Below are 11,160 nucleotides of genomic sequence, written 5' to 3' on the forward strand. Positions count from 1 at the left end.
CTCCCCCACCTGCCCCTCCCTGGTCACACCTCGCCAGGGCACAAGCTACCGCCAGGCTCCTACGAAACTCCGCCAAGCCCGCTCTGGGAGTGCCAGGCGGCGGGTTCGATTCCCGCCGCCTTGAGTCGAACCCACTTCTAGATCGACGTGGAGGACCCCGCGACGCCTCCTGAACGGCGGAGCGAGCCTCGGGAGGCGGGCGCCCATCAAGGCAGGTGCACGACGAGCTCCACCTCCGGGTGCTCGGCGGAGGGCCCGTCCAGCAGGGGCGTGGGGCGTGCACGCACGTGCTTGTCGAAGAAGGCGCGCACGTAGGTGTTCACCAGGGTGAAGGAGCGCTGCCCGTCGAGGGTGCCCAGTTGGTACTCGCTGGCGGTCGCCTGCGGCGAATCGAAGCGGATCAGGGGCAGGGCGAGCACGAGGTCGCTGAAGGTGAGGTGGCCGGCCCCCTGGAGGTCCAGGTCGTAGCCCGTGGCGCCCAGATGCTGGAAGAAGAGGTCCCGGCTCAAGTCGCCCTCCGCGCCCTCGCTGTTCATCACGAGGAACGGGACCTGGACCTGCACCTCCAGGTTCCCGTGGAAGGTGCCGTCCAGGTTGAGTCCCGCATGGACGCGTGCATCCGTGCGGCAGAGCTCCGCCGCCGCCGAGCCGCCGAAGGAGTGGCCGAACGCGCCGATGCGACCCAGGTCCAACCTTCCGGTGAAGCGCCCCGCCGGGTCGCTGGAGTCCAGCGCCGTCAGCCGGTCGAGCACGAACCGCGCGTCCGCCGCCCATTGGGCCTGGACGCGCGTGTTCAGGGCGGGGTCCAGAGGGGTGAGCTGGACGAGTTCATCCACCACGCGGCCGTCCGGGAAGACCAGCGGGCCGCCTCCCCGGGGATGGGAGATGGCCACCACCACGTAGCCCTGGCTCGCCAGCTCCTCCGCGACCCCACTGTACAGCGCCGTCGCCATGCCGTAGCCGTGGGAGAAGAGCAGCACGGGGAACCGCTCTTCCCCGTCGGCCAGGGGCACGCCGCGAACCGCACCGGCGAAGAAGAAGCTGTAGAACGACGGCGGCAGCCCCTGCGTCCAGGCGACAAGCTCGCCCTCGCGCCACGTGAGGAAGTAGGAGGCGGGTTGGGCCTGGGGGCGGGCCCGCGCGGGGTACCAGAAGCGCACCTTCAGCTCGCGCTTGTCGCCGGACGCGGGGGTGAGCGTCTCCTCTCGCGCCTCATCGGTCCAGGCGTCCTCCAACGTCCCCACCGCGTGGGGGCCGGTGGGAGGCGGGAACCGCAACACCGGGTGGTGGACGTCATGGAGCGAATCCCGCGCGCTGACGGTGGCACCGCCGCGCGTCCGAGCGCCGAAGACGACCTGGGCCGTTTGCGGCGTCAGGACACCCGCCGCCTTCAACTCGGGCACGGAGAAGCTCAGGATGGCATCCAGGCGGCCATCCCCATCCACATCCCGCGCGGTGCCGGCTGCCAGCGCCCGCACCTTCGCCTTGCCTTCCGGGGCCGACAGCGTTGCCTCTTCGGCCAACAGCTCTTCGGCGGCCAGGGTCTCATCCCCGAGCACCGCGACGTCGAGGCTTCCCGCACCCGTCAGGTCGATGGCGTTGGGATACACGCCAGGAAGGACATCCAGCGCCGCGGTGTCAGGCTGGAAGTAGGACGGCGGCTGCGGATCCACGTCGTCCTTGCCGCAGCCGGTGGCCGCGACGAGGCAGAGGGCCAGCACGAGCCCTGTCCTGTAGCGCCACGATGCGTGAAGCGAGGGGCTGCATGAGGCAGAGGTCGAACGCATGTGGCTTCCTTCTGGATTGCTCCGGCCCCTGACACCCTCGCATGTTCGTCTTCACGACGGGCCGGCTTCGTGACGGATGCGTGAACTGCGCACGGCGCCCGAAGCCCTCGCTCAGCGTGGGCCGTGGAGGGGCAGCTCCGCGCCCGCCTCGAAGGCCCCCAGGTCTGGCGCCAGCCCGGCGAAGCCGTCGTTGATGTTCGCGAGGGACTGGCCGGCGTTCGCCGCGGTGGAGTCCGAACGCGTCTCCGTTCTTCACCACCGTGCTAGCGCGCTGGCGGGGGAAGCAGCACCTGCTCCAACAGCACGCGCAGCTCCTGCTCCAGCCCGGGCACCGAGGCGGCGCGCAGGTTGCCGCCGCCCCGGAAGAGGGACAGTCCTTCGAGGAAGGCGACCAGCAGCGCCGCGCGCCGCTCCCGGCGCGCCGGGGTGAGGTCGGGGGAGAGCTCCCGCAGCAGCTCCACGACACCCGCGCGATAGCCGGCGTAGAAGACCGCGAGCGCGTCCGCCACCATGGCGTCCCTCGCGGCCAGCGCCCACAGCTCCGCGAACAACTGACAGGCATGGGGCGAGTCCTGGTCCTCCAGGATGGCGTCCAGGGCGTGCCGGAGCCGCTGCGCGGGTTCGCGGCCTCCGCCCTCCACCCGCTCGCGGACCCGCTTCAGGGCTTGCTCCAGGTAGCGCGCCAGCAGCGCGCGCACCACGTCCTGCTTCGTGGGGAAGTAGTACTGGAGGTTGCCGAGGCTCACGCCCGCGCGCTGAGCCACGCCCCGCACGCTGAGGCCCGCGTAGCCGTCCTGGACCAACACGTCCATGGCCGCGTCGAGGATGTGGCCCACGCGCTCGGTGCCCTTGGCGTGCACCGCCGTCCCCTCGCGGGGGCTCGCCGAGGGAAGCGTCCCGGGAGCCTTGCTGCTGGCGCGGCGGGGCATCACGCCACCTCGCGCGCCAGACGCTCTTCCATCCGGACCTCGACGCCGCAGGCGCGCAGCGTGGCCAGCGTCTCCTCGGGCCGGGGCTCGTGCTCCGGGAACCACACGCCAGCGGGCGGAGGCGGCGCGCCATCCAGCCCCAGGAGCCGCTCGGCGCCCAGCAGCGCTCCGACGGCGGTGAGGTGGGCCTGTCCCCGGGGATCCACCACCTCGATGCGGACCTGGCCCCGCTCGCCCTCCACGTCCGCCACCCACGCGGCCTCGCCTCCGGTGTTGCTGCCGGTGAGCAGCGTCCGGCGCAGCGCCGTCCAGCGGGGGTGTTGGAGCAGCCGGAGGATGCCCAGCCGTTGGAGCACGACGAGCGTCCAGGTCGCGGAGCCCGAGTCGAAGCCCAGCCGCGTCGTCACCGTGCGCGCACCCAGCACCCGGGGCAGCGTCGCCTGCTCGGGCGTGTCGAGCCGGAAGACGCGGGTGCGTCGACCGTCGGAGAACGTCACCCGCCGACCGTCCGTCAGCGGCAGCACCTGGCGCTCGCGGCCACCTTCCGTCACCTCATAGGACAGTCCCAGCCGGTCCATGTACTCCAGCGAGTCCGGCCCGGCCTGATCCGCCAGCGCGAAGCGGATGGCCACCTCCACGCGCTCCAGGCGCCCGACCCGCCGCGCGGCCAGGGCCACGAGCCGGGGCACCAGCCCCGCCATCCACGCGGAGCCGAGCAGCACCGGCGCGCGCGGCGGCGTCCCGGAGAGTCGCAGCACCGTGGCCATCATCCGGGACGTCCACCGGGTGATGTCCAGCACGGGGACCCCGTCGCGCGACGCCGCCAGCAGCAGGGCGTCATCCGGATCATTGACCAGCGCCAGCACCGCCCGGGGCCGCCCACCCAGCGCCGCCAACGGCTCGCGCGAGCGGACATCCAGCGCGATCCCCTCCGCCCCACCCAGGCGCGCGGCCAGCTCCCGGGCCGGTTCCTCCCTGCGGCCAGCAATGAGCAGCGGCAGGTCCGGGTGACGCTCTCGCAGCAACCCGGCGAGCTGGACGCCCACCACGCCATAGCCCCCCACCAGCACCACACGGCCCTCGGCACCCATGACGACTCCCACGCAGGGGCACGGCCCTTTCCGTGCCCCGTGGGGGATGATATAGGTCGCTTGACCTAATTCTTCACGACAATCGACTTCACGCGATGGAACGCAGGGGCTCGCTCCTGAGGGGGAGGAGGATGAGGTCCTCGTCCTGCTCCAGGTGGTATTCCCCGTCCGCGCCGCGGCAGCGCTCGGCGTGCACGCGAATCCTCGCATCGAGCTCGCGCGCCTCGGCCTCGGTCAGGGCCGCGAGCTGGGCCGCCGTGAAACAGCCCTCGAGCACGAAGAAGCGGCAGAGCGTGTACATCTCCTCGAAGGTCTTCGCGTGGAACCCGCTCATCGTCGGGATGACTTCGTGCGGCAGCCCCTTCTGCTGGATTGTCGCCACCACCTGCTCGCTGAAGAGCAGGTTCTCCACGAAGTCGCGACACAGCTCGTAGGTCGGCCCCCGGGCGGCCGCCATGGCAATCAGGCAGGAGCCCCCGGGGCGAACGAGCGACAGCAGCCTGTCAATGAACCCTCCCCAGTCGGAGAAGGGCACGTGGTACAGGACGTGCGAGCACACGACGAGCTCATACCTGTCGGGCGAGTCGTAGCGCTCCAGCGGCTGGAGGAGGACCTTCGCCTTCTCCAGCGCGAGCCCGGCGATCTGCTCGGGATTGGGTTCCAGCAGGGTGAGCGAGCCGAAGTGCTTCGCGAGCCGTTCAGCCACCCTGCCCGACCCCGCGCCCACATCCAGCAGCGACGGGTGCGCCGGCAGTCGCGGGAGGAGCCGCGCTTCGACGAACTGTCCGATGTTCTCGGGGTGCCGGGCGGTGGCCGCCAGCAGGCGGAACGCCGTGGCGTACTCATGTGGCGACATCGTGATTCCCATCGGGCGCGCTCCTGGGGTTCAGTCAGGGGAAGCTGCTAGGATTGTATTGCTGTATCGACTCATTCTCAGGAGCAAGTGAATGTCCAAGAAGACCCTTCGCATCGTTGCCCTTCTCTCCGCGATCGCTGGTGTTGGCGTCGCGGGCCTCACCCTGGTGCCGGGCACGGCCCAGGCCGCGGAGCTGCCGTCGGGCTGCTATCGGCATCCCATCACCGGCGCGCTGATCTGCCCCTACCCGCCGCCGCTCTAGGGCGCCCTCGCTTCGACACCGGGGGCTCCGCGCTGAACGGTGGGCGCGGAGCCGCCCAGTCAAGGCACGTAGGCGATGCAGTCAATCTCCACGCGCAGGCCGACGTCAGGAAGCCCTGACACCTGCACGGTGGTGCGCGCGGGCCGGTGGCCGCCGAAGACGCGCTCGTAGACGGCGTTCATCCGGGCGAACTCGTTCATGTCCACGAGGAAGACGCCGCAGCGCAGGACGTGCTGGAGGCTGGAGCCGCCGGCCACGAGGATGCGCTCCAGGTTGCGCAGCACCTGCTCCGTCTGCGCCTCGATTCCCTCGGCCTGGAGGCCGGTGGCGGGGTCCCTGGCGGCCTGTCCGGAGATGAAGAGCAGCTGGCCCAGCTGCATGCCGGGAGAGTACGGGCCCACGGGCTTGGGCAGGTTCGGCGCGAGGATGGGCTGGTGCTTCGCTGACGACATGGGTGGCTCCTTCAGGCAGCGCGGGTCGGCCCAGCGTAGCCGCCGGGCCCTCACCGGCCCAGCTCCTCCAGATTGAACCGGGCGGCTTCCGCGCCCACCTCCGCCAGCGTGTAGAGCTCCCGCAGGTTCTTGCGGAAGGTCTCCGGATCAATCCGCGCCATCGTGAAGTCCTGCCCCTGGTCCTTGTAGTCCACCCCTCCCATCTTGAGCGTGCGGCGCTTGTTGGAGATGGAATCGAGGTACTGCCCGCCCGCGAAGGTCCGCACCGCCGCCGTGTCGAGCAGGGTGAAGGTCTGGAATATCCATTCCCGCTGGGACTGGCCAATGAACCAACGGATCTCCCGAAGCCTGTCGATGTGCTCACAGGGATTGCCGCGCTTGCGACTGCGATTGGATGCCATCCATTCGTTCAAGGTCAGGAACGGCATCGCCACGTTACAGTTGTTCTGGTAGTGATAGTAGACGTAGTTGCCGTCCATCTTCCCGGGCGGCAGGTAGAACACATAGTCATGGCCGAGGGGCTTCGAGTCCACCCGCAGCAGATAGTGATGCTGCTCGGACCGGCTCTGGAGACGGAACTTCACGAGCTCGAAGTCCGACATGACGGAGGTGGGGGCCAGCTCCTTCCGCTTCGAGAGGTCGGTCTCGAAGGACTTGAGCATCATGCCGCACAGCCAGTTCGCGAGCTGGCCACACGTCTGGGGCAGGTAGATGTCCGGAATCGGGAGGGGGTTCTCGTAATCAGGGCAGCTGAAAGGCCACATCTCGTCGAGCGACCCGCGCGGGTCCTCGGGCGCGCCTTCGGCCGTGGCGAGCGTCGGCGTCAGGCCCAGGGCGTACAAGGCATTGAGCTGCTTGAACCGGGGCTCCTTGCGGCTGCAGTCCGCGACAAGCCCTCGTACCCACGTATCCAGATCCATGGCGCGCCTCTCGTGAGCCGGAACTCCCCCTCACGCCCGCGAGCCTATACCCACCCGCGCGCGTCACGGCACGCCATGGGAGGTAGGGCGATTCAGCGAGCCCGGTCGTCCGGGAACCGGCGCTTCCACCAGGGCTGCTCCAGGAGAGAGACCAGCCGGAGGAGGAGCACCCTCGCGAGGCCCGCGCGCTCGGAGGCTTCCCCCCGCGGCTGGTCACTCATCCCCAGGCGGTGGAAGAACTCGGCGGTCTCCAACTCCTTCGTGGGGTCCTCGCCCCTGCGCAGGGCATGTGCCGCACGTTCCGCGTGGACCTCTCCCAGCCCATGCCTTGGCCCACCGAAGGAGGTCGCCGAGAGCGTGGCCTGCACCTGGGCCGCTTCGGAGGCGTCGAGCAGGGCGGCGCGATTTCCCCCACGCTCCCAGGCTTCCCGTGCCTGCTCCAGCAGCGCGATGCCCAGATGGACTGGGTCAAGTGCTCGCGGGCCTCTGGGCTGCCCGGGGGTTCGGCCTCTGCCCAACGGCGGTACAGATCCCCGCGCAGCTTGTGGAATTGGAAGTCGGGCGCGAGCGCCAGGTGCGCTTCCGGCAGGCCCACCGACAGGCTGCCGGCGGTCGTGAGCACCTGGCGTGCCGCCTTCAAGTCCTCACGGGCCGCGGCGTGATCATCCTGGCCCCACCGCTGCCTTGCGCGGAACAGGAGCACGTCTCCGCGCAGCAGCAGGGATTCGAAGTACCGCGGCTGTCGGGCGTCCAGGGCCTCCAGGAGCACCTGGGGCCCCTTCTCCACCGACAGGCGCCCGACCAGCGCAATGACAGACACGTCGGGCGAGAGGCCCAGCGCCTCGCGCGCCTTGAGACGTTCTTCTTCCGTGCAGGCCTTCGCGAGCGGCAGCGCGTTGGGCCGGTGACGTCCGGTTCACCCTCGCCGAGAGGAGGGCCGGGGCGCGTGCCGGAGCCGGTACGCGCGAGGCGATGCACCGAACGCTTGCGTGAAGCTCGTCGTGAAGTGGGACAGGTCCCCGAAGCCCGCATCGAGCGAGACCTGGGTGACGGGCAGGCGGGTCGTCCGCAGCGTGGTGGCGGCGACCCGCAACCGGGTGGCGATGACGAACTGGCGGGGTGTCTGGCCGGTCTGCTTCTGGAAGATGCGCAGGAAGTGGAAGCGGCTCAGCCCCGCGAGCGCGGCCAGCGCATCGAGCGAGCAATCCCCTGCGCTGTGGGCCTCGATGTAGCGGAGCATCCGGGCGACCCGCCGGACCTGCGTCGCGGAGGGTTCCGCCACGGCATGCACCCCTCCGTTCTGCTCGGACAGGACGACCTCCGCGCCGAGCAGGGCCGCCTCGCGCAACGCCTCTCGTCCACCGTCCCGAAGGGCCTCGTGCGCGAGCGCCACGGCCCGCACCGACCCGGGCGAGGCAGGCACCGCGACCCGGCCAAAGGACCTCGCGCCGCGGACGTGAACACCGAGCGAGCGGCCCACTTCTTCGAGCAGCGCCTCCCCATAATCAAAGACGAGCGAGCGGTCCCCGCCGTCATCGACATGGCGGTACTCGTATTCCGCCGCCGCGTTCCCGAGCAGGAACGCGCCCGGCCCCACCAGCATCTCGCCCTGGCTCGACCGCGCCTGGAAGGTCCCGGAGAGGATGACCGCGACCCGTGCGCGAGGGTGGACCCCCTGGGCGCGGCGCGCCCGGATGCCCAGCGCACAGACGCAATCCCGGGCGCCCCACGCCTCATCACGGATCAGTTCGTGGAAGCCGCACGGCCGGACCGGGAGCGGGGCCGTCGCAACATTCCCCAAGTTTCGCGCCATGCACGGATGCTACTGCCACGCCTCATCGAGCTGGAGTCGCGTGCGCTGGACGCATCGCGACATCACCAGGAGCCACCGTCCCATGCACGAGCCCTCCCGTTGCGCTCCGTCCCGGCAGCCCCCCGTGCGCGCCCGTGCGTGGAGCCTCCCGCTGGTGCTCTGTGTCGGACTGGCGGGCTGCCGGACCCCCGCCCCCAGGGCCGGAGCACCCGCCACGCACTGCGTCCCCGAGCTCTACGGCGCGGGCCTCTTCACCACGGGCGCGTGGGACTTCTTCCTCGCGTTCACGCCCGATCAGCGGCGCGTGCTCTTCGGCCGCGCGGATGACGCCTTCGAGCGCTACACGCTCTACGAGACCCGGCTCGGCGCGGACGGGAGCTGGTCCCCTCCCGTGAAGCCGCGCTTCGCTTCCGGATGGAGCGACGCGGATCCACACTTCACTCCCGACGGCCGCGCGGTCTTCTTCATCTCCAACCGCCCCCACCCGGGAGAGGAGTTGCCCGCGGCCCGCGCGACGTTCGACGTCTGGTCCGCCTCGCTCCAGGCGAACGGCGAATGGAGCGAGGCCCGCCGGATCCCCGAGCCGGTGAGCGACGCGACCCGAGACGAGTGGTCCCCATCGGTGGCCGCGAACGGAGACCTGTACTTCGGTGCGGACAGGCCAGGGACCCTCGGCGGGAGCGACCTCTGGGTGTCCCGCCTCGTGGGAGGCATCCACCAGCCTCCCGAGAACCTCGGGGACGCCATCAACACGGAAGGCCACGAGGTCGAGCCCTGGATCGCCCCCGGCGGGCGCTTCCTCCTCTTCAGCGCCCTGAATCGTGCGGACAGCCGCGGCAGCTACGACCTGTACGTCAGCCGCAGGGGCCCGGGGGGCTGGGAGCCGGCCCAGCCGCTCTGCGAGGGCATCAACTCTCCGGCGCGAGACTTCAACCCGAGCGTCTCGCCGGACGGGCAGTGGCTCTACTTCAGCAGCAACCGGCCCTTCACGGGCCCCGTGGGTGCGCGCTTCGACACCCCCAGGAACGACGCGTCACTCGAGGGAATCGGCCGGGGAACAGGCGACATCTACCGGCTCCCCATGTCCGTCCTCGGGTTGTGAGCACCCATGCGCCACGAACCGCCACGGGAACGTGGGCCTCGCGGCGCTCTCATCCCGAAGATGCTCGGCCAGCGCGAAGACGACGGCCGCCATCATCTTTCGGGTGAGTGTCGAGGCCAGCAGCGTCCTCACGGCGCTCAGCATGGCGTTCACTCCCTTCCCGCCGGACTGATGACGCCTCGCCCATACGGTGACGAAGCCTTCTCCTCGATCCTTATCCCATCATGGTGAGGAGATTTTCCTCATCGAGATGCGCCATTGAAGAGTGGGAAACGCCTGCCGGACCCGGGGCCCGAAGAAGAACTCCCCGTCCCCCACGTCCTGGAAGAGCAGCGGGGTGCCATCGCTCTCGCCCACGCCACCCTCCGAAGGCAGCCGCAGCGTGAAGCCGAATTGATAGGGATTGGTGGAGGGCAGCATGCGCACCTCGTACGCGCCCGAAGCCCCCAGGTCGTCGAGCGCCCCGGATGGGCACATGGACCGGTCGAACAGGGCCGGATCCGAGCACGAAGCGATGGTGGTGCCTGTCGCTGGGGTGAAGGTGCAGTCCGAGTACGGCTCGCGCTCCACCACGTCCCCCGGGTCCTCCAGCGTCTCCGCACCACCGTCCCAGACCTCGCCCGCGTCGGGAACGCCCGCGTAAGCCCTGACTTTCGCCTCCCTCCATGCCTTCGGGGGCATGCACCTGCCAGATTCATCCAGCTTGTCGGACTGCGCGGGTATGACAGGGCTCTGCACGCCACCCCGGAGTGCAGTCAGGAGGTGCGAACAATGGGCAACCGCGGGTGGACGGTGCTGTGGCTGGGGCTGCTGGCCACGGGATGTGCCTCCGTGTCGCAAGGGCCTGGGCAAGGCCGAAGCTTGAGCTACGCGCCGCGTGGCACCTCCTCGCCCTCCTGGGTGGAGGCTCCGAACGATGAGCCCCCGCGCGCCTGGGAGTCTCGCCCCCGCGCCCTCTCCGGGTCTGAGCAACGGCTCCTGCGCCGCCAGCAGCCGCGTGACGACGTGACCGCCGTGGGAGACAGTGCTCTCGGGGGCGGGGCCCGAAGCGCTGCATCGACGCGGCAAGCGGTCCTCGAAGCCACGGACGAAGTGAAGGGCTCCCTGCGCCGCGTCGAGGCCGCGTTCACCCGGCTGGCGGCCCGTCCTCCAGACCCCTGGGGCTGGAGCCTCACCGGCGTCTTCACGCGCTACCTCGACCAGGGCTCCAAGCAGGTGACGTGGCTTCAGGGCGCGCTTGGGAGTGCCACCGCGTTGACGGAGGTGGCCTCGGAAGTCGGCGACACGGACATGGAGCTGGGCCTGCTGCGCATGGCGGGGCCGAAGCTCCAGGCGGCCCAATTTGGGACCCTCCTCTTGGCCACCTGGGTGGACTTCCTGCACCTCGCGGACGCCGTGCTCCGTCACTGCCCCATGTGCAGCGGCGAGAAGCTCTTCACGGACCTGCATCGCGTGCAGGGGCTGATGGAGCCCACGCTGACGGACCTCGCCTCACTGGATCCGGAGCGGGTGGAGGCGGCGACGACCGCGATGCCGGAACTGATGGGGAAGCTGACGCGTGAGTTCGACACGCTCCAGCGGGAGACCCGCGAGACCCTGAAGTTCGGCGGGCAGGTCATCGCGGCGATGCAGGCGGTGGAGATGGTCGCGATGATCTCCACCATGAAGATGGCCCTGCCGCGCGGGCCTCCCTCGGCCCCTGTGACGCTGGGCGTGGGCCTCGTGATGAGTTCGGGCGGCGTCATGGTGGGCTCGCGGCTGGTGGTCTCCGCCGAGTGGGTGGAGATGATGCGAAGGCTCGTGCAGGCGGGCGTCATCTCCGTGCCTGCCGTCAGCGCGGCCGTCCTCATCCAGGGCGGACAGGTCATGATGGCCCAGGCGCACCAGGACTTGCCCAAAGGCGTGCGCGACGCGCTGGGGGACAGCCCCGAGGTGCGCGGCATGCAGA

General features: G+C 70.2%; 11 protein-coding genes. 3 read left to right on the forward strand and 8 right to left on the reverse strand.

Features of this window, described 5'->3' with window-relative positions:
- Positions 1-206: 206 nt before the first annotated feature.
- The 4 genes from D7V97_RS32270 to D7V97_RS32285 all read right to left on the reverse strand — a co-directional run bounded on the left by D7V97_RS32270 (position 207) and on the right by D7V97_RS32285 (position 4,675).
- Positions 207-1,721: a hypothetical protein gene (locus D7V97_RS32270; RefSeq protein WP_158623500.1), complete on the reverse strand. Its 1,515-nt coding sequence runs from the start codon at positions 1,719-1,721 to the stop codon at positions 207-209.
- Between the two features lie 329 nt (positions 1,722-2,050).
- Positions 2,051-2,716, reverse strand: coding sequence for a TetR/AcrR family transcriptional regulator (locus tag D7V97_RS32275; protein ID WP_120614466.1), 666 nt, complete (start codon positions 2,714-2,716; stop codon positions 2,051-2,053).
- The gene (locus D7V97_RS32280) at positions 2,716-3,807 is read right to left on the reverse strand and encodes a saccharopine dehydrogenase (RefSeq protein WP_120614467.1); all 1,092 of its coding nucleotides are present in this window, start codon (positions 3,805-3,807) and stop codon (positions 2,716-2,718) included. Before D7V97_RS32280 ends, D7V97_RS32275 begins: the two co-directional genes overlap by 1 nt.
- A gap of 88 nt (positions 3,808-3,895) precedes the next feature.
- Positions 3,896-4,675, reverse strand: coding sequence for a bifunctional 2-polyprenyl-6-hydroxyphenol methylase/3-demethylubiquinol 3-O-methyltransferase UbiG (locus tag D7V97_RS32285; protein ID WP_120614468.1), 780 nt, complete (start codon positions 4,673-4,675; stop codon positions 3,896-3,898).
- Between the two features lie 79 nt (positions 4,676-4,754).
- Between D7V97_RS32285 and D7V97_RS45460 the strand changes: the two genes are divergently transcribed.
- A complete protein-coding gene (locus D7V97_RS45460; protein ID WP_199729009.1) occupies positions 4,755-4,925 on the forward strand; it encodes a hypothetical protein in 171 nt (56 codons plus the stop codon).
- A gap of 59 nt (positions 4,926-4,984) precedes the next feature.
- Here D7V97_RS45460 and D7V97_RS32290 read toward each other — a convergent pair whose 3' ends face one another.
- The 3 genes from D7V97_RS32290 to D7V97_RS32305 form a co-directional block, all read right to left on the reverse strand.
- Positions 4,985-5,377, reverse strand: coding sequence for a RidA family protein (locus D7V97_RS32290; RefSeq protein ID WP_120614469.1), 393 nt, complete (start codon positions 5,375-5,377; stop codon positions 4,985-4,987).
- Positions 5,378-5,427: 50 nt separating this feature from the next.
- The gene (locus D7V97_RS32295) at positions 5,428-6,297 is read right to left on the reverse strand and encodes a hypothetical protein (RefSeq protein ID WP_120614470.1); all 870 of its coding nucleotides are present in this window, start codon (positions 6,295-6,297) and stop codon (positions 5,428-5,430) included.
- Between the two features lie 916 nt (positions 6,298-7,213).
- The gene (locus tag D7V97_RS32305; RefSeq protein WP_120614472.1) at positions 7,214-8,110 is read right to left on the reverse strand and encodes a helix-turn-helix transcriptional regulator; all 897 of its coding nucleotides are present in this window, start codon (positions 8,108-8,110) and stop codon (positions 7,214-7,216) included.
- An 82-nt stretch (positions 8,111-8,192) separates the two neighbouring features.
- On the opposite strand from D7V97_RS32305, the gene D7V97_RS32310 reads away from it, so the two are divergent.
- Positions 8,193-9,212, forward strand: a complete 1,020-nt coding sequence (locus D7V97_RS32310) for a TolB family protein (RefSeq protein WP_120614473.1) — start codon at positions 8,193-8,195, stop codon at positions 9,210-9,212.
- Positions 9,213-9,434: 222 nt separating this feature from the next.
- Here D7V97_RS32310 and D7V97_RS32315 read toward each other — a convergent pair whose 3' ends face one another.
- Positions 9,435-9,893 (reverse strand): hypothetical protein, encoded by a 459-nt coding sequence (locus tag D7V97_RS32315; protein ID WP_120614474.1) that lies wholly within the window; start codon positions 9,891-9,893, stop codon positions 9,435-9,437.
- 411 nt (positions 9,894-10,304) lie between these two features.
- On the opposite strand from D7V97_RS32315, the gene D7V97_RS32320 reads away from it, so the two are divergent.
- The coding region (locus tag D7V97_RS32320; RefSeq protein WP_233583367.1) for a DUF2380 domain-containing protein at positions 10,305-11,160 on the forward strand (856 nt) is incomplete at its 3' end.

The sequence above is a fragment of the Corallococcus sp. CA053C genome, assembly GCF_003611675.1.
Taxonomy (GTDB): domain Bacteria; phylum Myxococcota; class Myxococcia; order Myxococcales; family Myxococcaceae; genus Corallococcus.

What these genes read in the sequence shown, in the direction of transcription:
- D7V97_RS32275 (WP_120614466.1), bottom strand. Translation starts at nt 2,716, where the DNA reads ATGCCCCGCCGCGCCAGCAGCAAGGCTCCCGGGACGCTTCCCTCGGCG.
- D7V97_RS32280 (WP_120614467.1), bottom strand. Translation starts at nt 3,807, where the DNA reads ATGGGTGCCGAGGGCCGTGTGGTGCTGGTGGGGGGCTATGGCGTGGTG.
- D7V97_RS32285 (WP_120614468.1), bottom strand. Translation starts at nt 4,675, where the DNA reads ATGGGAATCACGATGTCGCCACATGAGTACGCCACGGCGTTCCGCCTG.
- D7V97_RS45460 (WP_199729009.1), top strand. Translation starts at nt 4,755, where the DNA reads ATGTCCAAGAAGACCCTTCGCATCGTTGCCCTTCTCTCCGCGATCGCT.
- D7V97_RS32290 (WP_120614469.1), bottom strand. Translation starts at nt 5,377, where the DNA reads ATGTCGTCAGCGAAGCACCAGCCCATCCTCGCGCCGAACCTGCCCAAG.
- D7V97_RS32295 (WP_120614470.1), bottom strand. Translation starts at nt 6,297, where the DNA reads ATGGATCTGGATACGTGGGTACGAGGGCTTGTCGCGGACTGCAGCCGC.
- D7V97_RS32305 (WP_120614472.1), bottom strand. Translation starts at nt 8,110, where the DNA reads ATGGCGCGAAACTTGGGGAATGTTGCGACGGCCCCGCTCCCGGTCCGG.
- D7V97_RS32310 (WP_120614473.1), top strand. Translation starts at nt 8,193, where the DNA reads ATGCACGAGCCCTCCCGTTGCGCTCCGTCCCGGCAGCCCCCCGTGCGC.
- D7V97_RS32315 (WP_120614474.1), bottom strand. Translation starts at nt 9,893, where the DNA reads ATGCCCCCGAAGGCATGGAGGGAGGCGAAAGTCAGGGCTTACGCGGGC.